At 35.4% G+C, this 23222-nt stretch carries 17 protein-coding genes; 8 read left to right on the top strand and 9 right to left on the bottom strand.

The window, feature by feature from the left end; translation table 11 throughout:
- Positions 1 to 8 precede the first annotated feature (8 nt).
- The 8 genes from AEQU1_RS15670 to AEQU1_RS15635 all read right to left on the bottom strand — a co-directional run bounded on the left by AEQU1_RS15670 (position 9) and on the right by AEQU1_RS15635 (position 13651).
- The gene (locus AEQU1_RS15670; RefSeq protein ID WP_111882612.1) at positions 9 to 1505 is read right to left on the bottom strand and encodes a 5-methylcytosine restriction system specificity protein McrC; all 1497 of its coding nucleotides are present in this window, start codon (positions 1503 to 1505) and stop codon (positions 9 to 11) included.
- Between the two features lie 4 nt (positions 1506 to 1509).
- Positions 1510 to 3450 carry an AAA family ATPase gene (locus AEQU1_RS16350; RefSeq protein WP_258455308.1) on the bottom strand — a complete coding sequence of 647 codons (1941 nt, stop codon included), beginning with the start codon at positions 3448 to 3450 and terminating at the stop codon, positions 1510 to 1512.
- Between the two features lie 27 nt (positions 3451 to 3477).
- Positions 3478 to 4458 carry a hypothetical protein gene (locus tag AEQU1_RS15660; RefSeq protein ID WP_111882610.1) on the bottom strand — a complete coding sequence of 327 codons (981 nt, stop codon included), beginning with the start codon at positions 4456 to 4458 and terminating at the stop codon, positions 3478 to 3480.
- Positions 4455 to 6473: an AAA family ATPase gene (locus AEQU1_RS15655; protein ID WP_111882609.1), complete on the bottom strand. Its 2019-nt coding sequence runs from the start codon at positions 6471 to 6473 to the stop codon at positions 4455 to 4457. Before AEQU1_RS15655 ends, AEQU1_RS15660 begins: the two co-directional genes overlap by 4 nt.
- A 2-nt stretch (positions 6474 to 6475) precedes the next feature.
- Positions 6476 to 7816: a restriction endonuclease subunit S gene (locus AEQU1_RS15650; RefSeq protein WP_111882607.1), complete on the bottom strand. Its 1341-nt coding sequence runs from the start codon at positions 7814 to 7816 to the stop codon at positions 6476 to 6478.
- Positions 7816 to 9276: an N-6 DNA methylase gene (locus tag AEQU1_RS15645; RefSeq protein ID WP_111882606.1), complete on the bottom strand. Its 1461-nt coding sequence runs from the start codon at positions 9274 to 9276 to the stop codon at positions 7816 to 7818. Before AEQU1_RS15645 ends, AEQU1_RS15650 begins: the two co-directional genes overlap by 1 nt.
- A gap of 218 nt (positions 9277 to 9494) precedes the next feature.
- Complete coding sequence (gene hsdR, locus AEQU1_RS15640) at positions 9495 to 12710, bottom strand: type I restriction-modification system endonuclease (RefSeq protein ID WP_111882604.1); 3216 nt, start codon at positions 12708 to 12710, stop codon at positions 9495 to 9497.
- A gap of 389 nt (positions 12711 to 13099) precedes the next feature.
- Positions 13100 to 13651 carry an REP-associated tyrosine transposase gene (locus AEQU1_RS15635; protein WP_111882603.1) on the bottom strand — a complete coding sequence of 184 codons (552 nt, stop codon included), beginning with the start codon at positions 13649 to 13651 and terminating at the stop codon, positions 13100 to 13102.
- Positions 13652 to 14350: 699 nt separating this feature from the next.
- Between AEQU1_RS15635 and AEQU1_RS15630 the strand changes: the two genes are divergently transcribed.
- Positions 14351 to 14995, top strand: coding sequence for a DUF6266 family protein (locus AEQU1_RS15630; RefSeq protein ID WP_111882601.1), 645 nt, complete (start codon positions 14351 to 14353; stop codon positions 14993 to 14995).
- Between the two features lie 130 nt (positions 14996 to 15125).
- Here AEQU1_RS15630 and AEQU1_RS15625 read toward each other — a convergent pair whose 3' ends face one another.
- Positions 15126 to 15395: a helix-turn-helix domain-containing protein gene (locus tag AEQU1_RS15625; RefSeq protein ID WP_111882600.1), complete on the bottom strand. Its 270-nt coding sequence runs from the start codon at positions 15393 to 15395 to the stop codon at positions 15126 to 15128.
- Positions 15396 to 15663: 268 nt separating this feature from the next.
- Here AEQU1_RS15625 and AEQU1_RS15620 point away from each other — a divergent pair, with 268 nt between their 5' ends.
- From AEQU1_RS15620 to AEQU1_RS15590, 7 genes are all read left to right on the top strand, one after another.
- Entirely contained in the window at positions 15664 to 17448 is a 1785-nt protein-coding gene (locus tag AEQU1_RS15620) for a long-chain fatty acid--CoA ligase (RefSeq protein WP_111882598.1), read from the top strand.
- A 39-nt stretch (positions 17449 to 17487) separates the two neighbouring features.
- Entirely contained in the window at positions 17488 to 18846 is a 1359-nt protein-coding gene (locus AEQU1_RS15615) for a T9SS type A sorting domain-containing protein (protein ID WP_111882597.1), read from the top strand.
- A 1-nt stretch (position 18847) separates the two neighbouring features.
- Positions 18848 to 19174 carry a multidrug efflux SMR transporter gene (locus AEQU1_RS15610; RefSeq protein ID WP_111882595.1) on the top strand — a complete coding sequence of 109 codons (327 nt, stop codon included), beginning with the start codon at positions 18848 to 18850 and terminating at the stop codon, positions 19172 to 19174.
- Positions 19175 to 19252: 78 nt separating this feature from the next.
- On the top strand, positions 19253 to 19771 hold the full coding sequence (locus AEQU1_RS15605) for a DUF488 family protein (protein WP_111882593.1): 519 nt from the start codon (positions 19253 to 19255) through the stop codon (positions 19769 to 19771).
- Between the two features lie 173 nt (positions 19772 to 19944).
- Positions 19945 to 20388 carry a MarR family winged helix-turn-helix transcriptional regulator gene (locus tag AEQU1_RS15600; RefSeq protein ID WP_111882592.1) on the top strand — a complete coding sequence of 148 codons (444 nt, stop codon included), beginning with the start codon at positions 19945 to 19947 and terminating at the stop codon, positions 20386 to 20388.
- 6 nt (positions 20389 to 20394) lie between these two features.
- Entirely contained in the window at positions 20395 to 22803 is a 2409-nt protein-coding gene (locus tag AEQU1_RS15595; protein ID WP_111882590.1) for a 3-hydroxyacyl-CoA dehydrogenase/enoyl-CoA hydratase family protein, read from the top strand.
- A gap of 31 nt (positions 22804 to 22834) precedes the next feature.
- Positions 22835 to 23188, top strand: coding sequence for a four helix bundle protein (locus tag AEQU1_RS15590; RefSeq protein WP_111882589.1), 354 nt, complete (start codon positions 22835 to 22837; stop codon positions 23186 to 23188).
- Positions 23189 to 23222 lie beyond the last annotated feature (34 nt).

The raw sequence follows: 23222 nt of genomic DNA, 5'->3' as shown, positions 1-23222 counted from the left end.
ATTGGGGGTTATATTGGTTGTTGGTCACACGTTGGAAATGTATGCGAGCTTGGGGGAGATTCTGTTTTAATCAATGGCAATGAAATCCCTAATTTAAATACTTTATAATAGTCATTTATTGGACTCTCACGCATACTTTTATTTACATTCTCCAAAGAGAAATCAAAATCCAATGAGGATTCCAAATTAGGATACACAATTAAACAATCAATAATTTTATCTTTATCATCTCCTAGTTTTAATTCTTTCCTAATTTTATTTAATCTAGCATAACCTGAAACCTGACGGATGTCTTTATGAACACGTGAATGTTTGTATTGTAACTTATACTTTGTATCCACAATCATTTGGTAATCTGGATGAGAGATCAAAATATCAAGTGAATTGCCATAGGTTGATAATTGATAATGAATACATTTTGCCTGACTTGGATTATGTTTTATAAGTTGATGATAAAAATAAAGCTCAAATAAAATAGGCATATCAATCCAGAAAGGAGGCGTTGTTACTTGATTTTTTGACGTGTTAGAAATATTATAAGCAAATTTTTTAAGTATATAACTTCCTATTTTAACGGCAGATTTATATTCTTTAAAAAATGGGTTGTACTTCATGTTTTTTACTTCCTGCTCTTTAATTGCATTCGAAACATGTTCAAAGGCAGGACGGCAATAATTAATAATTTCCATTAAAGCATCCTTGTGGGCTGTCAAAAGCACTTTGTCATTTTGCACATACTCAATAGCAAAGAGGAAAACTTTTTTCAAGAATCTATTTTCTATATGGTCAACTCCAAACTCTTGGTATTCACAATAGGTTTGAGTAAAACGATTTTTAAAAACGTTTTGCTTGATATGCTGACCAACAAGAATTTTCCCCTTTACTCTGTTTTGAAGATTCTCTTGTACTTTATAATACGATTTCCGCAACCCTTTGCGTACTATTGTTTTTAGTAATTTCAAAAATTGAACAATAAGGAAAGGTGTTAAACGATCATCCTTTTGTTCAATAGGAATTTGTGAAGCCTCCCAATCTATTGTGAGTATTTTTGGAATTTCATCAGTAATTAGAGGATTAGAAGATATTTCAAGCAAGATTTTCAGATAATCGATTTCGATTAAACTGCTTTCTTCTTTAATCTCGTCTTTCGCTTTTGAAGCGATGTCTTTACTTTCTTTTATATCTTCTACTGAAACTTCAGCTTGGGCAAGAAAGGCCTTTACAACTGCTCTATTGATCTTAGGTTCAACCTGTACAAACTTCTCATCTTTAACTAACCAATCAATACCGACGTAATAATCTGCATTTAACACATATGCATTTTCCTTGGATTGAAGTTTAAAAGGAAACAGCTCTTTACCAGAACGATCCTTCTTAATAACTCGGATTTTTTCCGGATTAATTTTAGTAAAGGCATCTTCTGAAAAATGAAAATGATTTTTTAATTCAGATCCTTCAGTGAGTGATATCCGACACGATTGATGCTCAGAGAGTAGAAGTTTCATACGTTTATTTCAAGGATTTCACGTAATCTTTAATACTCAAACCATCTACTTTTCCAATCAATATACCATCTTTCACATATTCTTCTAAAATAGGAACAACTTCGTAGTCCATTTTCATTTTGAAGATAGCATCTCGTTCTGACTCATTTTTAGCCTCAGATTTCTTTGCTATAAAGTAGCTGTGCCCAATTTGAACATCATTAACGTCAAACTCTGAACTTACATTGGCTTCATTAAACAATTTCGCAATGGTATTAAACCCTTCTGTATTAAAGTAAATTTCATCGTCTTCTACTAAGCTTTTTGGTAGAACATCTACAAATGCAAATCGTCTACGTATTGCATAATCAATATGCCCTACACTTCGATCAGCAGTATTCATCGTTCCTATAATGTAAAGATTTGGAGGTAGAATTAGTTGATTTTTATTTTGTAAAATTGAGTTTTCTACGGCATACATACTTTCCACAGCTTCATTCCTATATTCTAAAGCATAAATTAATTCACCTAAAACGGACGATAAATTTGCTCGATTTATTTCGTCGATAATTAAAACGAAATTCTTAAGTTCTATTTTAACTTCCTGACTTTCATTAAAACCATATCCTTTTTCCTTGATAAACTCTTGAAATTGATTAACTACCCTGATAAAATAACTTGCATGCTGTCTTGCCAATCCAGATACTTTATCATTTTTTTTGATATCTTGACGAACTTCATTACTATCGTTATAAGCTTGAATGATATCTTTAAACAGCATTCTATTTCCATTCTTCAACCATCCGTCATTTTTACCTTTATATCTAAATGCCGATTGGTCATCCGTTGAAATTAATCCTACATTCTCTGTCAATTCATAGAACCCGTTTGATTCTTCAATTTTATCGAATATAAATTCTTTAAATTCATCAAAATAATTATCCAAAAGAATTTCAGTTGAAACCGTTTTAGTATCTTTTTTACTATCTCGATAATTCTTTAAAGCTTCTTCTGCAAATAATCCGAACGTCTTATTCACATTTTTATATTCTATACTCTCCCCATTAGATTCAGCAACAATCCCTCTAACAAAATCTTCGTACGAGTAGGATGGATGGAATTGGATTAATGTGTAAGGCTTATCAGCGTGTAACAGTTGATCTTTTTTCTCAAAAAGGAATTTAGCAACTGCTATTTCATAAGGGTCAGTACCATTTACGTTAGTAGGTTTGTGATTGTTTTCAAATTGCTTATATTTCTCAATTATCTTATCATATTTAGCGACCCACGGTTGGCTTTTTTCTGACTGAAGCGTTATGCCATTATCATCAATTTTTGTTATCGTATAAAAATCCGCTTTTCCACTTGCATTCTTAAGCGTTCCTTCAACCTTCACTTTGCTTTTTATTAATTCCTTCGTTATAGTTTTTTCAGTATATCCCGTTAGTACTTCTGCCATTTTTTTAGCAGTATAGGTTTTTCCTGTACCTGGAGGGCCTTGAAGTATGATTTGCTTTTTGTATTTGAGTATATCTATAGAATCGTTCATGCTGCTGTTCTTTAAAAAGTTTTTGTACCAAGTGTCAATAAATTTATACGTGTCTGTATGTTTTCCAACAGACCTGTTTAATGTTCCTTGAGGTTGCGGAAATGCCTCAGAGCCATTATAAAATTCTAGAACATCTACATATCTATAATGTTCATTGTAAAATTTTTGTTGAAGAAATTTGTCCTTAAATGGATCGCTTTTTACCCTACATAAAGCAATAGGGCTTCCTCCATCTTTAACGCATACAATAGAATTATCATTGAGCTTTTCTAAAAAATAGCGACATTGATAATCAACCCAATCTCCAGTACCTATTACAGGTTTAGCTAGTTGAAGCATCTCTTTAGCATCAATCCGCTTTCTTCCACTGCGCCCTTCGGGCTTACTCATTTGTATATGCCAATAATTGACGTTCATATCTTGATGTTTTTTTAATTTGAATGTCTACGAGATTAGTTTAAGCTCAGCTAAAATATCCTTTTTGAATTTACTGAAAGGTCTCTTATGAAAATCACGAATATCATATTCAGTTCCGAAAACTAATCTATAAGTTTCCTCATATGAAAGGTTTGCATTAGGATATGCACTCATAAGACTTTTTATATAATTGACTGAATATGAATTTTTTATTTCTAATAGATCAGATAGTTCAGACAAATGCGCATTATAGATTTCCTTAATATTTAAATCGGTATAAGTTTTAATTGATTTCGAGTTTCCTAAGGCAAAATTTATCTCAACTCTATAAGTATTAGTTGACTTATCTTGCTTATAACTAAATGTGAAGTTATTTAAAGCGTCTAGGGAATTATAGGGGTGTAAATGAGTATTGAGCAAAAAAATCGTATTACTCTTAGCTGTACTATTACAAATCGAACAACTTGGAATTAAATTATAAAAGGATAATGCCAGTAAAGGAAAAATACTTTTTGGAAACCAATGGTCAAACTGAGGCCTCATTAATTTTCTTCCTTCTTTTGAAACCATTGTATTTGTATAAATCCTGTTGCAATAAGTACAAGTGCTTCGATCGAGATTCTTTGCTAAAGTATAATCATACTGTTTATATGAAGAAGTAAACCAATTATCATAATTTACAATAGGTTCTATTTTACTATTTAAACTTTTATACTTTAAATATTTTGTTTGTTCTGCATCTGTCCTTTTAGAAGGTTTGAGAGAGCATATTCGTAAGTAATCAATAAACCCTCGTCTTGTTGAATTTGGAATTGCAGCATAAAACTTAAGGTTCAAATCATAAATTTCTTGAGGGCTCCCATTAATAAGAACTTCCTTGTTTTTTATTATAAATCGTGAAATCGGTGTGTCTTTTGAACGATGAATATTAAGATATTTTAAGACGATTTTTGAATGTTCTTTTTTCGCCTTATCTATGTTTTTGAAAGAACTATCTATAAAAATCATCTTTTCTTATCCTTAAATTCAACATCTTGACCAATTTGTGAAGCTAACTTCTGAATTTCCTCTTTGATGGCCTGATCTTTTACATATATTGAAAAAACATTTTCAAACATTGAATACATTTTTGCTTTAAGAACTGGTTCGTCCACTATTTTTAAGATACTCTCATAATCTTCTTTATTATACACTCCTACTTCATTTCTAAGCTCATCAAGTAAAATTTGTTTTGCCTTTATTTCTTGCTTATTTAAATTTCCTGTAAATTTTTCTAGTGAATTTTCACGGTTATTAATTTCTTTAAATAAGGCTTCCGCATTAATCCATTTAATTGCCCTATTAATTTTCTCTTTAGCAAAGTCACCAACAAGACCATTATCAACAAAAAAGGAATCTGCTAGTAAATCTATTATGTTAGCTCCAAAAGATCTATTTGGCCTGCCTTTTTCATTTACCTTAAAAACTTTTACACTGGAATCCTCTAGCCTTTGCAAATATGTAATATTATCATTCGGTATGTCCGATAACGTTAATGCATCGTGAGTTGAAAATATTATTTGGATCGAAGGACTTTGCTTTAATTCATTGAATAATTCAGGTAGTATTTCCGTTATAGACTTTATAAATTTCTTTTTCCATACAGCATGGTATCCTGTCTCTGGTTCATCAAGTATGAGTAGATATTGATTGTATTTCCGTAGATGATTTTCACCCTTTCTAGCAAACGCATAGATAGCACTATAAAAGTTTAAAAGGGATTGCTCTCCTGTAGAAAGCCTTTTTTCAGGAAATATATTGAGTAGCCGGAATTCAAATGTGATATATTGTAATGATTCCTGAACATCCTGGTATAATCTGAAAAATGTTTCTAAGAATCTTTTTGATGTATCCTGTTTAACGGATATCTTAATTTCATTTGGTTTCTCAAAAATGAATGTTTTATCTGCATTAGAACTTATAAAATCGTAAAGTTCCCATATACTTAAATATCGAATTATTGTTAGTATTGAATGATTTTTCATTTGATCAAAATCAAATCCTCCAGCAATTTTGGATATCTTATTTTCTTTTATTTTTTTAATTAGCTTATTAGCATTCTCAAATCTAACTCCAATTGAATCTTCTAATATTTCATATAATGCGCCATCAATATTGCCTAATCGTTTCTTTAGAAAAACTTCTAATTTATCTTTAAACTTATCTTCATTTAGAACATCTTTAAAACTTATAGTATAACCGTTCGAGTTTGTTTTGGCGAAAGTGTCATCGGAGACTAATAATGAAAGAATGAATATTTCAAAATTATTAATAAAATTGAAGTCACCGTGAATAGTTGGCTCATTAGATACGGCATAATGATTCCAAAGCATTCCTAATTGTTCTTTGATGGACTTACCAATTGTCGCATCCTTATAAAAATCTGACCCAAGAAACTTTGATTTATCAACCTGATTTACCTTAATAGTTAGGTTTTCATAAAAAGGTAAATCTTTAAAATTTTTCTGAAGAAATTGTGCTTTTTGATTTAGGAAAAACACCTGTCGAAGAATAGTATTGTAATAATAATCTTTAATGCTGTCATCAATTAAATTAGACTGACTGATTGGACTATGGAAGGTTTTTAAATTATAATCAACGTGGGTAGAATAGTATAATGGATATAATTCATTTTTCTTGTCATATTTCTTATAATCAAATTGAGCACTAATTTGGATTTCCGATTGACTTCTTATTATGATGGTTTGCCCATCGATATATATACTAACAATTTCGTGATTTGGTTCTTGATTCAAAACTCTCATTATAGAAGATTTACCCACACCGTTATTACCTACAATAGCACTGATGTTAGATATATTACCTCCGTAAAAATTCTTTATGAATTTGGGATTTTCCGCTTTCTCAATGTTTAATACATTATCCTTTAATTTAAACTCAAAAATAAAGGCTCCGCCAAAATTGAAATACTCCGGCTGTCCAAATAAAAAATGATCTTTTATAAAAAATGCTAGTAACTCCATTTCTATTCTTTTTTATAGTTAACGCTATCCTCAGCAACCCTACCCAGCATTTCATCTTCAACTTTATATGTTTTCGACTTTTTACCTTTTGGCTTTAAACTCTGCTTCCTCAACCCCTCAATCTCCTCCAACAACTCCCTCGCATCCCCATCACTCTCCAATTGAGGGACAAGCTCTCCTTTAAAGGCTTTGTGCAAAATGGCTTGTGGCAAGTTATCTATTTTTTGTTTTAGGGTTTGGTATTGTTGCTCGATGGCGTCTGCTTTGACAAAGAGGGATTCTACTCTCTTTATAATTTCTTGTTGTTCTAATTGTGGAGGGATGCTTATCTCATATTTTTTAAGAAAATCGCCTGAAATACTTGGAAAGGTGCTTCCTGTTCCCATACTTAAGATTTTTGCATACTGCAAACGCATAAAAACATTAACATAATCCTGCAGAACTTTTTCAGCTTTTATAGCCGCTACTCCCCTTCCTATACAAGCTCTAAAACCAGAGATATTTATTCTTCCTGTGGTACTTCCTCTTACGCATATTAGTAAATCATTCAACTCACAAAACTTTGTAGGTTTAGTAGTGAATTTTACTTTTTTAGTTTTAGAGAAAGGATCTATTCCTCCAAATTCAACAGGTCCATTAATTAATGGAACTCCTTCTCCAATATCATTATATGTTGAACCTGGAGGGCTTTGACCCATTGTAATTTTACAGCATTTTCCAAGTAAACTAGGGCTCCATTTATCAAGATTACGCCCCTCTCTCCACTCCTCCGTCAACTTCCCCGTAACCGCCTGCGTCAAAACCTGCTGCCTAAAATCTTTTAAGAGTTGGGGGATTTTATCCAAGCTTTCGTTTATCTGTTCCAACTGCCCAAATAATTGGTCTAGTTTGGCAACGATTCGGGTTTGCTCGGGTAATGGGGGAAGTGGAAAATCAAGATCCCACAAAACTGTTGGGTCAACGTGTGGTATTCCTATCCCTCTTGTATTAGTATTTAAATAATCAAACTTAGATTCAAGAAACCTATATAATAATTCCGAACTAACTATTTGAGGCTTCAGTATTGCAATAGTTGAACCCACCGCGCCTTTTTTGTTTTTAGAAACCCATCCACTTCGAGCTCCATCCCAAACTATTCCTATTTCATCTTTTTCAATTAGTGTAGATGATTCTTTATCTGCATATCTTCTTATTTCATCTTTTTCAAATGCCCTAATATCTAAATATGGTACTGAACCTTCAAATTCTACTTCAGATAGAATTTTTGGTTTTTTTCCTTTCTGATACTTAACTATTTGTTTTAGCTTAGGTAAAACCCAATTCTTCGGTAACTCTTTCCCCATTATTCCAACTCCTTTATCATCGCATTTAGCTGTGCTGTAATGCTGTTAATTTCTTTCAAAGCCTCTTTAGCAATGTCTATTGGTTCGCCCATATCTTCAGCATTGCTAATGCTATCATCTGCAATAAGGCCTAAATCTAAACTGTCATTCTTTTTAGCTATGGTTTCCCTGCTAATGCATTGCCAGCGTTCGTCTTTTATGGCTTTTCGTTTTTCATCACTTATTTCGCCGTTATATTCCTTCTCCACTTTATCCACAGTTATTCCTCCTGTGTAGGCTTTTACAAAACCTTCAAAAGCATTTTCTATAAAAGGGGTGCGCTTGCCGTAGTTGGGGGTATTGGTGCGCATATCGTAAAACCAGACGTTTTTAGTGTTGTCTGTTTCAGTAGCACCACGCGTAAAGAACAGTACATTAGTCTTTACACCCGCTGCGTAAAAGATACCCGTGGGCAATCTCAGTACAGTGTGCAGATTGCATTTGTCCATAAGGTCGCGGCGTATTTTTTGGCCGTCGCCATCTTCAAAGAGTACGTTGTCTGGCAATACTACTGCGGCTCTTGCTTTGCCATCTTTTTTAAGGCTTCGGTAAATATGTTGTAAAAAGTTTAACTGTTTGTTGCTTGTGGGAAATGTAAAATCGTCTCGCGTGGGGCGTTCGCCTCCTTTTTTAGTTCCGAAAGGTGGATTGGCCAGTACGCCATCAAAATTGTTTAGGCTTTTCCCAAACTCGGTTAAGGTATCTGCCAAATAAATACGGCTTTCCATGCCGTGCAATCGTGCATTCATCAAGGCCAAACGATGGGCATCGCCTACTAATTCTACACCGCTAAAGGCTTCTTCCTTTTGGAACTTGCGGTCTTTTTCGTTTAGTTGGTAATAGTTGTCGTATTTATTGCGCAGGTATTCATCTGCCGCAATCATAAACCCAAATGTTCCTGCCGCTGGGTCGTTCCAGCGTTCTTTAAGTTTTGGTGCCATCAAGCTTACCATAATATTAATAAGAGGTCGTGGTGTAAAATACTGTCCTGCTCCACTCTTTTTTTCACCTGCGTTTTTCTCCAATAGGCTTTCGTAAATATCACCCATTACATCGCGGTCGCTTTCTTCGTACCAGTCCAGTTTGTCTATTGCCTGAACAAGCGTATTAAAGTTTACTGGTTTGCGTAAGCTTGTGGAGGCATCTGCATATATTTCTTTAATGCTGTCGCTGGTGGTTTCGGCGCTAATTTCTGCAAGGAATTTGCGGTAACGCAAAAAGGCTTCGTTGTTATCGTGTTCGGTAACAAAACTTTGCCACCGGTAGCGTTCGGGGATGTGTTCTTCAAAGTCTTTTACCTCGCTTAGCTTTAGGAATAGTATAAAGGTAAGCTCGTTGAGGTATTGGTGATAGGTTACGCCATCGTCCCGCAATACGTTGCATAGGTTCCATAGTTTTTGGGCAATTTGGTCTGCGCTCATTTAAATATTGTTTATTTTTTATTGTTATTTTTTATTAAGGTTTTGTACTAACTAAGGCCTTCGACTGCGCTCAGGCTGACATTCTGCTTTTATTTTCATAAAGGGTTCGACTTTAGTTTATCCTGAGCTTGTCGAAGGGCTCACCCTGACATTTGGACTTTTAATTAGCAACCTACTGTCACACTGAGCGCAGTCGAAGTGCTCGTTAGTTAAAATGCTTATGCCGAATACAAATTATCATTTATTGCTTTCAATATCTCTTCTAGGTTATTTTCAAATATTTTGTCTATTCTTTTAAAGCCGCCTTCTTCTTTGAAAGGGTCTTTGTCCAGATCTTCTTTTGTAAGAACTGTTTCGGCAATTAATTGAGCGTGGAAGCGCTCTAGCCATTTTTGTTGGATTTTGTTCCACGTTCTCATTGCGTAGACCTTTTGAAAGGCGTTGTCAATTCTATCTCTATGGGCTACCAAATGGACATCCAAGGCAAGGGTGCGAATGTATGATATAATATCTGCGGCAATATCCTCATTTTTGGCACTCTTCCAAGCTGTTTGTAGCGTTCTTGCATTAAAGCCCTCTTGGTCTAACAATAATTTTAGTTCTTTTAGAGATTGCCTGTCTAATGATGTTGGTCTGTTACAAATTACTTGAATAGCGGCTATTTTGTTTCTGTTTTCCTCTATGAATTTCTTAAAGTTCTCAATATAATCTTCAGGTTTATTTGCCTTTCCGTAATCGCGTTCTATTCCGTAAAATTGGTCTTCATGATCAGAAACTAATTGGCTTTTTGGACGATATACTTTAGTATCTAAATAGTTCCAAAGTGTACCATAACTTTGTATTATTTGCTTTGCTTCGTTTGCTTTTATTTCTTTTAATTTTTCTATAAACGCAGTTGGGTCAAGACCATCTGCTGCATACATAAAACGTTCTATATCCTCTTCTTCTATCTTTCTTCTCTTGCGTTGTAGTTTCGCTATAATCTGTTCTATCTGACTTTGAATGCGTTCTTCACTTTCTATATGTTCGAATTCCTCAGCAAGTTGAGCAAAAGAAGTAGAAGGTTTTTCAACAGAAGTCATTTGCGTATAATCGCCCAATGCCTCGTGAACACGAACGGCATCATAGATACTGAAATACTCCTTCCCTATTTCATCGCATTTCCTGGTGGCGCGGCCTATCATTTGTTCATATAGAATACGAGAACCTACTCTTCTTAAAAAAACAAGATTGCATATTTTTGGTACGTCTATGCCTGTGGTCAACAAATCTACAGTTACGGCAATGTTTGGGTATTTTTCGTTTTTATACTCTTTTGTAAGTTGTTCAGGATCGTACACCGCACCTGTTATTTTTTGGATAGCGTCTTGGTGCACATCCATTCCGATTACTGCAAATTCCTCTTTTAAGATTTTTACAATGGTATCTGCATGTGAATCCCTAACTGCGAAGATGAGTGTCTTTTCATCACTATCCGGGTCTAAATGTTTTACTAATTCTTTACAAACTGTTCTGTTGAAAGATTCCGTAAGCACTAATTTATTGAATTGTTCAATTTCTATTAAAAGATCGTCCTCCAGTTCAGCGAGTTCTTCAATTTTATTGGTTTCAGGATTAAACACTTTAGGACGCTCTCCCTTTTTCCAAAGAATTCCTTCTTCACTCAAACGCGTTTTTATACGGTAAGGTGGCTCGTGGTCTGCTAACCAACCTTCCAAAACAGCTTTTCTATAGGAGTAACTAAACACAGGTTTTCCAAAAATTTGTGTGGTGTGCAATGCAGGTGTAGCCGTTAAACCAATGATGTAAGCATTAAAATATTCAATTACTCTTTTGTATTGGCTTACATAATCGTCTTGATCTTTGAAATGGAGGTCTTCGTCATCAATTTCCCTATCTAAATTATACCCTCGGTGGGCTTCATCTATAATTATACAATCGTATGTATCAATAGGCAAAGTGTTGTCTTCTGAATAAAATAAGCGCTTTACCATACTCTGCACAGTGGCGAAATGCAAACGTGCTTCAGAATCTGGGTTTTTTGTTTTTAGCTCGTCTATCTGGTAAACTTCTCCAAAGGTGTTTAGGCGTTCAATTTTATTGTCCTTGTAATTTCCTAAGGCTTGAATAGCCAACAATCTTCTATCTGTGAGAAATAATATCCTTTTAAAACGGTCTGCTTTTATGAGACGATACGTAAGGCCAATAACAGTTCTTGTTTTTCCCGTTCCAGTAGCCATAACAACAAGGGAACGTTTTTCTTCAGGTTCATTTATTAGTTTGCTCTCTATTTCCTGAATCGCCTCTATTTGATAATCACGTAAGCCAAGGCCATTTTTATCTTTCAGGTATTCATAATCACTTTCTTCAAGACGCGTATTTATTTTATCTAAATCTTTTTCATAAAGATCCTTCAAACCTTGTGGTGAAAACCAACCCTTTAATGCGGTTGCTCGATTTCGCTCTTTTCGAACATCTAAAAACCAAATGCCACTTTTGGTTTTAATTTGTTCCAAATATTCCCGACCATTTGTTGAAAAAAGAAAGGGCGCTTTATACCTATGCCATTCCCCTAAAAAACCAATAGCATCATTTTCTTGAAGTCGTTCTGCATAGATTTTAGACTGTCTTAAATCGGTAGAAATATCACTTGCATATTTTTTGGCTTCCACTACTGCATAAAGCGTTTTACCAATAAACAAAGCATAATCTGCCCATTTGCCATCACAAGGCCATTCAGCAATCGCCATCATTCTACCTTTTTCAGGTAATGTTTTATTGGATTTATAATTTAAAACTTCGGTATCACAGTCCCAACCTGATGCACGTAGTTGAGGGTCTATTAAAATGAGTCGCGTATCCTTTTCACTGAGATCAAGATTTTTCGCGATACTTTCTCCTCTTCGTTTACGGGCTTCGGTTACTTCTTTGCTTTGGTTTAAAGCTTGTATTTTGTTTTCGTAATCTACAACTTGCTTTGAAAGTATTTCTAGTTGAGCTGTAAGTTCATCTACATTGTTTTGTGAGGCCTCTGGTAGCTTATATTCTTTTTGTTCAACATAATCGTTATTATACGTTTCAAAAAACCATTTAGCTAGCTGGAAGCACTTCTTCAGAATAAATAATGCTTCTTCTTTAGAACCTATTCCATCGTGACTAGCTTTATTCCCTGATGTACGGATAGTATGTAGAATCCCTTTTACAATTTCTGGAAGTATGTTTTTGTAATAAAGTTGATTGATTCTGTCAACCTGTGTTCCATGTAAATCGCCCATTTGCTCGAAATCCCAGATTAACAAACTGACCTTTTCGGAAAATAGCCGTGTCTTGGAAAGCGTGGAGCTCGGATCAATTTGAATAAGTTCTTCTGCTATTTCACAGATAGTGAATACTTCCGGGTAGTCTTTTTGGAGGAAGGAGAAACTGGAATTCATTAATCTTGAAATATTGGGTTGGTTAATCTTCAAATATAAAACAATACAAACGCATCCCATTGTGGGATTCCGCATTTGGAGTAAATTTTGTGGTTCACCTTTGCTATAATTGATAGCTATGGTGACCTAGGGGATAGAACCAAATATATCAAATCTCCAAGCTACTTGCTCTTTAAAACAGCTTTTCTCGATTAAAAGTCAATAAAAGCAAAGCTCAAGACTTAAACAACAAAAAACAAATTACCCTAAAACATTAACTTACAGGGTTTTTCCTGTTTATTAATTTAAAAATATGTCTTATCTTAGCTACCCCGCTACCGCGCGATTGCATCGCGTGGTCTTCGGTCTTCCCAAACTTCCTTAAAACGCAATATCCCTTAACCAAAATACTAGAAAATTACAATATTATCCAACAACCCCTTTTCATCAGCATAATCCACGGCACTGCTGTAAACATAATCTTCCGCTCTAAATACCAAACCTGCCGCTACCGGGTTATTGTGTATGTAACTTATTTTTTCCTGTATCACCTTATTGCTCCAAAGTTCTATTGGTTTGTTATCATGCCTCCAAAATTGATAGTCGTTTACATTAGAGGACTTTTGGGCTGCTTTCTCAAAACGTTCCATTAAAAATTCCTTTCTGCTTTCGCGGGGGTTCTCTTGTATGGCTTTTACAATTGCTTTGCTCGTAAAACGTTTAAAATCGCCCAATAGCAAAGAAGGTAGTTGGCCTTTTACACTCCTGAAAACCAGATGGACGTGATTGGTCATGATGCACCAAGATACTATTTCCATTCCTTTTTCTCTCTGGCAAAAAGACAAGCTTTTAACCAAGATGTCCTTGTATTCATTTCTTGTAAAAACATCAAGCCATTCAATTACTGCAAAACTTACAAAATACAAGCCCTCAAGATTATGGAATTTATAATTTCGACTCACGTTTTAAAGTTGTTTATTTTTCCTTGTTGAAAAAATAGTACCGAGATTACCGTATAGGAACGCGATGCAATCGCGCACTAGCATAGGAACGCGATGTAATCGCGCACTAGCATAGGAACGCGATGCAATCGCGCACTAGCGGAGTAATCGCGCCCTAGCGGGGCACTAGCGGGGATTTTTAAATTTTCTCAAATATAAAATAATAGTAATTCATCCCATTACGGGATTCCGCATTGGGAAACAAATTAAAAGGGGAGAGCAGTAAATATATTAAAATTTAAATCACCTCACCCAAAAAAAAACTTTTATCGATAAAGCGTAAATATAAGAACTGTGGGTGGTTGATCATATTTTGTAAATTGTATATTCTTCAAGTTACCCACTACCCTCCTTCTCAAAAACCCCTTTTTCGGAAACCACAACTGAACAACACCAAACCAACACTAGAACAAAATCACTAAAAAAGTGCTTCACATGGTCATTTGCGGTCATCTTCGGTCAACATGGGTTATTTGCGGTTATATGTGTGCATTTGCCGTGGGTGGTGGTGTTTTTAAGGCTATTTCGGTCATTTATATGCGAGCGGAAGTAGTTTCGATTAATCTCGGTCAGTTGCGGTCAAGTATTTGTATAACAGTATTTTGCGTATTACTTTGGCTATGATTAGTTCAAATAAATGTTTAATTTAAATCAAAAATTATGGGATCTTACAACAAAGGTATCCTTGGCCCTTTTAGAGGGAAGGTTGGTAGCGTAATTGGGTATTCCTGGAGAGGGAAAGACCTGATGCGTGGACTGCCAAAAGAGACAACTACTGCCGCAACAGACGCGCAGCTGGAACAACGTGCAAAATTCCGCACGGTAATTAAATTTTTAACACCTATTAAGGAAGTGGTAGGCACTTACTTTGGAAAGGAACAGAACTCCAAGTCGCCATTCAATCTGGCTACGGGCTATCTTTTAAATGAAGGCTTATTGCCCGGGCCGGACGACACTTGGTTAATAGACTATCCAAAAGTACTCATTAGCCGAGGGCCACTACGCGGTGCGGATAATGCAATGGTTACCGCCGGAGGGCCTAATGAACTTAACTTGAGCTGGACAGATAACAGCGGACAAGGTTCCGCCAGCGCTACCGATGTTTTAATTGCGGTAGTGTACTGTACAGAAATGAACGAGTTTGTAATTGTGAACCCGGCCGCTACGCGTGGCGATGCAGCTACTGCACTTAGAATTCCAGCCTATTTAAATGGAACGCTGGCAGAGGTATGGATCACTTTTGTGACAGCTGATCAAAAGTATGCTGCTATTAGTAGCTATGTGGGCGCTGTTACTGTGCCATAAGTGTTGGCTACAGTTTAATGGCTGTTCACTTTATTTCAGCTTTAGCTTAGTTTCAAGAGCTAAGAAAAACCAACTTTGGTGTTTGCACTGGAGTTGGTTTTTTATTGGTAGATATTGGTAAGGATTTACATTAGATAACCAAATCATTCCAATCATCCAAATCATCTTCGCCGTCAAAATCATTGGGGAGTTTCCCTGCACCTAAATAGAGCATTTTAAGAATTACATGTTCCACATAGTAATTAGTATGTCCAATTTTTTTAAATGGAATGAATCCATTTATTCGCCAGCGGTATAAACAAGATCTGCTTATACCAAAGAGCTCCATAATATGTTCATCTTTTAGTAGGCGTACTTTTCTAGGGTCTTTAGCCCTATTTTGAATAGGCTTTTCAGACATAACAATACGGATTTACTTAAGGGGAGAAGACTAAGATATAAAAAAAATGATTATTTTCAAAATTACCTTTTGATGATTAGTGAGTAGGATTGGTAGTAACAAATACTTTTAAGTTTTAAATAAATTTAGAAAAAGAAGCCAAATGATTCAATTAAAAAATAAAATAAATCTTTAAATTTATAAAAATGGCATTTAGGGTCATTCCTAATTTCTTTTCAGAAGGAAACTAAAATAATTTTGCTATTTTCACTTCCTTAACAATACTATGATGACAGATCCAAAAAGACTCTTTGACTTCCCCTATTTTCAACTTGAAAAATACCCACAGGAAAAAGCGCTAGTAACCAAATATAACGGTAATTGGAAAGCTATTTCTACACAAGAATATATAGATAAAGCCAATGCCATAAGCCGCGCTTTACTGCGCATGGGCGTTAAACCAAATGATAAAATTGCGATTATTTCCATGACCAATCGCACCGAATGGAACATTTGCGATATCGGGATTATGCAAACAGGCGCACAAGATGTGCCAATTTATCCCACAATTTCTGAAGAAGAATACGAATTTGTGCTAAACCACAGCGAAGCTATATATTGTTTTGCTTCCTGTAAAGAAGTGTATGATAAAGTTAACCAGATACGGAGTAATGTCCCTTCGTTAAAAGAAGTATATACTTTTGATGAAATAGAAGGTGTGAAAAACTGGAGTGAAGTTCTTGAAGAAGGAAAAGATGATAGTAATCAAGATGAAGTTGAAAAAAGAAAAGAAGCCATTCATGAAGATGATCTTGCTACCTTAATATATACTTCCGGAACTACCGGGAAACCGAAAGGCGTGATGCTTTCCCATAAAAATATTGCATCAAACGCTAAGCACAGTGCAGAGCGTTTACCTATTGATTTAGGAAAATCGAAAGCGCTTAGCTTTCTTCCCGTTTGCCATATTTACGAACGGATGCTTCTGTATATGTACCAGTTTTGTGGTGTGGAAATTCATTTTGCCGAAAGTTTGGATACTATAAGCGAAAACTTAAAAGAAGTTAAGCCCGAGGTAATGAGTGCCGTTCCACGTTTGCTGGAAAAAGTGTACGATAAAATTTACGCAAAAGGTGCCGAACTTACAGGCATTAAGAAAAACCTTTTCTTTTGGGCCATAGATTTAGGGCTTAAGTATGAACCCTACGGCCAAAATGGCTGGTGGTACGAAACCCAATTAAAACTTGCCAATAAGTTAATATTCAACAAATGGAGAGAAGCCTTAGGTGGTAATTTAAAGGCTATTGCTTCTGGTAGCGCAGCGTTGCAACCGCGCTTGGCACGTGTATTTAATGCTGCCGAAATTCCTGTAATGGAAGGCTATGGACTTACTGAAACTTCTCCTGTAGTTTCAGTAAATGATATGCGCAATCACGGATTTAAAATTGGCACTGTAGGAAAGGCATTAAATGAAACTGAAATAAAAATAGCTGAAGACGGTGAGATATTAATAAAAGGCCCACAGGTAATGTTAGGGTATTACAAAAATCAAGAACAAACTGATGAAGTATTGAAAAATGGGTATTTCCACACTGGCGATATTGGTGAGATTGACAGTGAAGGTTTCTTAAAAATCACAGACCGGAAAAAGGAAATGTTTAAAACCAGTGGCGGAAAATATGTGGCGCCCCAGCTTTTGGAAAATGCCATGAAACAATCCCGTTTTATTGACCAAATAATGGTGATTGGCGAAGGTGAAAAAATGCCCGCAGCCTTTATCCAGCCAGACTTTGATTTTATTAAGGAATGGGGAAACAAAAAAGGAAGAAACATTCCTGCAGATCCAAAGGAAATGGTGAAAAATCAAGCGGTAATAGACAGGATACAAAAGGAAATAGATTTTTATAACGAGCGTTTCGGGCAATGGGAAAAAGTGAAAAGATTTGAATTGACTCCTGATGCTTGGAGCATTGAAGGTGGACAGTTAACCCCAACAATGAAAATGAAACGTAAGGTTATTAAGGAGCAGTATAAAGATTTGTATAATAAGATTTATGAGCATAGTGGTGAATAAATTTTCCTTTTTCTATATTGCGCGTTTTAAAAAGAATTTATGAAATTACAATTATCATTTAAAACTTTATTCAAAATAGGAATTCTCTTAAATCTTATTTTTATATCATCGTCATCTATAGAGGCACAGTCCTGTTTGCCGAATGGTATTTTTTTCAACAACCAAGCTTCTATAGATAATTTTGCCTCAAATTATCCAGGTTGCACTTCTATTGAGGGAGGGGTAACATTAAATGGTTTCAGCAACATTACTAATTTAGATGGACTTTTTCAAATTCAGGAAATTCAGGGAGATTTATTAATTCAAGAAACTGATAATTTAATAGATTTATCGGGATTGGTTAACCTACATACTATTGGAGGTTTTTTAAAAATCGCGGGAAATGATGATCTAATTAGTCTTGACGGATTGGAAAACCTCTCATCCGTAGCGAGCTACGTAATTATAGAATCAAATAGTAGTCTCGAAAATATTTTAGCTTTAAGTAATATTACTGAAATTAATATCGATTTGAGCATACGTGGTAATAATGTTTTGAATTCTCTAAGCGGTCTAGAAAATCTTACAACTGTTTTCGGAAATGTTACTATAGAAAATTCTACATTAGAAAATCTTTATGGTTTAGAAAGTTTAATTACAATTGAAGGCAGGTTGCTCATTGCGAGAAACGATTCTTTATTAAATTTGGGAGGGTTAAATAATCTAAATGCGGTCGGTTGGGAACTTATTATTACCGAAAACCAATCATTATTGTCATTGTCTGGCCTTAATGAAATAAGCACTATTGATGGCCAATGTATTATTAGCAATCCCAATCTTATGGATATTAATAGCTTATCAAATTTAACTACCATTAATGGGAATTTTTACTTTAGCAGTAATTATGCAATTCAATCTTTAACAGGTTTGGAGGGATTGACCTCAATTAATGGAACTTTAAACATTAATTCAAATTTTCAACTTTCCAATATTGAAGGAATCAGGAATATAGATGCTACAACGATTACAAATCTCAGTATAATTAATAATGATTTACTTTCAGAATGTGCCGTTAAATGTGTGTGTGATTTTCTGCAAATAAATCCCGCAAATACTAATATTTTCTTTAATAATCCTGGATGTGAAACACGTCAAGAAATAGAAGCAGCCTGCATCCTTGGCACTGAAGAAAACCAAGTTGCTGAACTTAAAATCTATCCAAACCCAACCAACGGCACTTTTGAAATTTCAGGATTAAAAGATGGAATTATTGAAATCATTGACAGCCAAGGCAGAACCGTTAAACAGATAGTTCCGACTGAAAATAGCTATTCAATTTCAGAATTATCTTCCGGAATCTATTTCGTAAAAATTACTTCTGAAAAGGCTTCCATTACAAAACAGCTTATAAAAACATAAAGTGAATTGGATTCTACTTATAATCGGCGGTCTTTTTGAAGTTGGCTTCGCAGCTTGCTTGGGGAAAGTAAAAGAAACCACTGGCTGGGAAGCAAAACTCTGGTTTGGTGGTTTTCTAATTTGCCTTTTTATCAGCATGTTTTTGCTCATCAAAGCTTCAAAAACACTTCCCATCGGTACGGCTTATGCAGTTTGGACGGGCATTGGCGCGGTGGGCACCGTCCTTGTCGGTATCTTCTATTTTAACGAACCTGCTACTTTTTGGCGGGTCTTTTTTCTTTCAACCCTTATATTTTCCATAGTAGGTTTAAAATTTGTAGCTAATTAAAGTTCCGTTAAAGCAATAGCTATCCATCTTTAAGCAGTTCTTATTCCTTATCTTTAAATGTAATTTATTCATTTAAAAATGAAGACTATTTGGACCATAGGTCATTCTACCCGAACATTTGACGAATTTATAAAACTGTTGAATTCCTTCAACATACAAACACTCGTAGATGTACGGCATTATCCGGGTTCTAAAAAATTTCCCCAATTCAATAAAGATAGTTTGGAAACTTCACTTCCCAACAACGGAATTAAATACAAACATCTAGTAGATTTAGGAGGCCGCAGAAAACCGGAGCCAAATTCAAAGAACGATGCATGGCGGCTTGATTCCTTTAAAGGATATGCTGACTATATGGAAACAGAACAATTTCAAGAAGCTTTAAAAATTCTTAAGAAAAAGGCGAAGGAAAATCGTACCGCAATTATGTGTGCCGAAGCCGTTTGGTGGAGTTGCCACCGCTCGCTAATTGCAGATGTTCTGAAAGTTGATGGTTGGGCAGTACTGCATATTATGGGTGAAAATACCGCAACCGAACATCCTTATACTGCTCCAGCAAATGTGGTGGATGGAAAGTTATGTTATTCTAAAAAATAATAAAAAGACGTAAGATTTAATGACGTAAAACTTTTAAGTCCTAAGTCCTATATCCTACGTCTTATATCCTATGTCCTACAGTCATAAATCATTAGTCAAAAAACACGCCTATATACTATGCACGCATAATAAAATTTTGTATCTTTGATATTCTACTTTTTCAAAATATATTAATGAAAGAAAAGACAATAGATTATATGTTGCGATCCACTTGGATGAACGTAACAAAAATGTACAATGAAGAAGCCGGAAAAAAAGGAAGCACAATGGCCACAGGCTTTGCGCTTATAAGTATTGATCCTGAGGAAGGAACTCCATCTACGGCTCTTGGGCCTAAAATGGGAATGGAAGCTACTAGTCTTTCCCGCACATTAAAAACTATGGAGCAAAAAGGGTTAATAGAGCGCAAACGGAATCCGGAAGACGGTCGCGGTGTTTTAATTCACCTAACACCTTTCGGTAAGGAGATGCGCGAATTTTCAAAAGGCGTAGTGTTGGGATTTGATGAAGCCGTCCAAAAAAATGTTTCCGAAGAAGAGTTACACACATTTAGAAAAGTGGCAAATACCATTAATGAGTTAATAAACTCAAAAAAAATATACGATTCAGAAAAATAATATAATATGTCAAAAAGAAGAATTAACAAAGTAGCAGTAATCGGTTCCGGAATTATGGGAAGCGGTATTGCTTGTCATTTCGCCAACATTGGCGTGGAAGTGCTATTGCTGGACATTGTTCCCCGCGAACTTACTGATGATGAAAAGAAAAAAGGACTCACTCTAGAAGATAAAGTAGTCCGGAATAGAATTGTGAACGGCGATCTTCAAAAAGCTATTAAAAGCAACCCTGCCCCACTCTATCACAAAGATTTTGCAAAACGAATTTCCACTGGAAATTTAGAAGATGATATTTCAAAAGTAAAAACTGCCGACTGGATTATTGAAGTTGTGGTGGAACGCTTGGATATTAAAAAACAGGTGTTTGAAAACCTTGACAAGCACAGAAAGCCCGGAACGCTTATTACCTCGAATACTTCCGGTATTCCTATTAAATTTATGAGTGAAGGCCGCAGTGAGGATTTTCAAAAACACTTCTGCGGAACCCACTTTTTCAATCCGCCGCGATACTTAAAGCTTTTTGAAATTATTCCCGGTCCAAAAACTTCAACTGAAGTATTAGACTTTTTAAATGGTTATGGTGAGAAATTCCTCGGAAAAACTTCCGTGGTTGCAAAAGATACTCCTGCATTTATAGGAAACAGAATTGGAATCTTTGGCATCCAAAGCCTTTTCCACCAAGTGAAAGAAATGGGACTTACTGTTGAAGAAGTTGATAAGCTAACAGGCCCAGTAATTGGCCGTCCAAAATCTGCAACCTTTAGAACTGTAGATGTGGTTGGTTTAGATACTTTGGTTCACGTTGCAAAAGGAATTTACGATAACGTTCCCGATGATGAAGAACACGGTATTTTCCAAATTCCAGGTTTCATCGATACCATGATGGAAAAGAAATGGTTGGGAAGTAAAAGCGGCCAAGGTTTTTACAAGAAAGTAAAAAATGATGATGGCAGCAGTGAAATCCTCACGCTCGACTTAGATTCTTTGGACTATAGAAAAAGTAAAAAAGCATCTTTTGGTACGTTAGAAAAAACAAAATCCGTTGATAAAGTAACGGATCGTTTTCCAATTCTTATAAAGGGTGAAGACAAAGCTGGCGAATTCTACCGAAAAAACTTCGGAGCGATGTTCGCTTACGTTTCAAAAAGAATTCCTGAAATAACAGACGAGCTTTATAAGATTGATGATGCAATGAAAGCAGGTTTCGGCTGGGATAATGGTCCCTTCGAAATCTGGGATGCCGTTGGTGTTAAAAAAGGAATTGAACTAATAAAAGATTTAGGAAAAGAACCCGCAGCTTGGGTAAATGAAATGCTTGAAGCTGGCGTTGATTCTTTCTACACTATAAAAGACGGAAATACCTATTACTACGATATTCCTCAGAAAAAGCACGTAAAAGTTCCTGGACAGGATTCATTTATAATTTTAGACAACATCCGCAAAACTTCTGAAGTTTTCAGAAATAACGGGGTTGTAGTTGAAGATCTTGGCGATGGTATTTTAAATGTAGAATTCATCAGTAAAATGAATTCCGTAGGCGGTGATGTTTTGGCCGGAATCAATAAAGCCATTGATATGGCGGAAAAAGATTACGATGGTTTGGTTATTGCCAACAACGGTAAAAATTTCTCAGTAGGCGCCAACATCGGAATGATTTTTATGATGGCCGTAGAGCAGGAATACGAAGAACTGAACGCTGCCATAAAATATTTTCAAGATACTAGCATGCGTATTCGCTATTCCTCTATTCCAGTTGTGGTTGCACCGCACGGAATGACCTTGGGTGGCGGTTGCGAATTTACGCTTCACGCAGACAGAGTTGTTGCAGCTGCTGAAAGTTATATTGGTTTGGTAGAATTCGGCGTTGGAGTAATTCCTGGCGGTGGTGGTTCCAAGGAAATGGCAATGCGTGCAAGTGATCTATTTAGAAAAGATGATGTTGAACTCAACACACTTCAAGAATATTTCTTAACTATCGCTATGGCAAAGGTATCTACTTCAGCCTATGAAGCATACGACACTGGAATTCTTCAGAAAGGAAAAGATATTGTAATTGTAAACGAAGCAAGACAAATTGCGGCCGCGAAAGCGATGGCTCGTTTTATGGCTGATCAAGGTTATACAAAACCAATTCCAAGAACTGATATTAAGGTACTTGGAAAACAAGCCTTGGGAATGTTCCTTGTTGGAACCGACCAAATGAAGGCTGGAAACTACATCAGCGAACACGACCTTAAAATTGCAAATAAACTGGCTTATGTTATGTCCGGTGGAGATTTAAGTGAAGCAAGCTACGTGAGTGAGCAATATTTGCTTGACCTTGAAAGAGAAGCATTCTTAAGTTTAACTGGAGAAAGAAAGACTTTGGAAAGACTTCAGCATATGATTCAAAAAGGGAAACCTCTTAGAAATTAGAATTGAGTAGTTAGTATTGAGTATTGAGAAAATGCACAAGTTAGAAGATTTAAAGATTTGGAATAAAGCGATGGAAGTTGCTGAAGAAGTCTATCTACTAACAGAAAATTTTCCAAAGGAAGAAAAGTTTGGATTAATTAGTCAACTTCGAAGAAGCGCTGTGTCAATTCCTTCCAATATTGCCGAAGGAGCAGGTAGAAATACCAATGGTGAATTTAGAAACTTTCTCGGAATTTCAAATGGTTCTTCATATGAACTTTATACTCAATTATTATTATCAATTAAATTGAATCTTAGACCAGAATCATTAGTAAATCCAATTTTATCTAAAGTTATTGAATTACAAAAAATGAGTTACGCATTAATAAAATCGTTAGAAAAATGAGCATCTCAATACTCAATACTAACATCTAAATTCT

Source organism: Aequorivita sp. CIP111184 (assembly GCF_900489465.1).
Taxonomy (GTDB): domain Bacteria; phylum Bacteroidota; class Bacteroidia; order Flavobacteriales; family Flavobacteriaceae; genus Aequorivita.
This window is presented reverse-complemented; position numbering and strand designations above follow the sequence as displayed.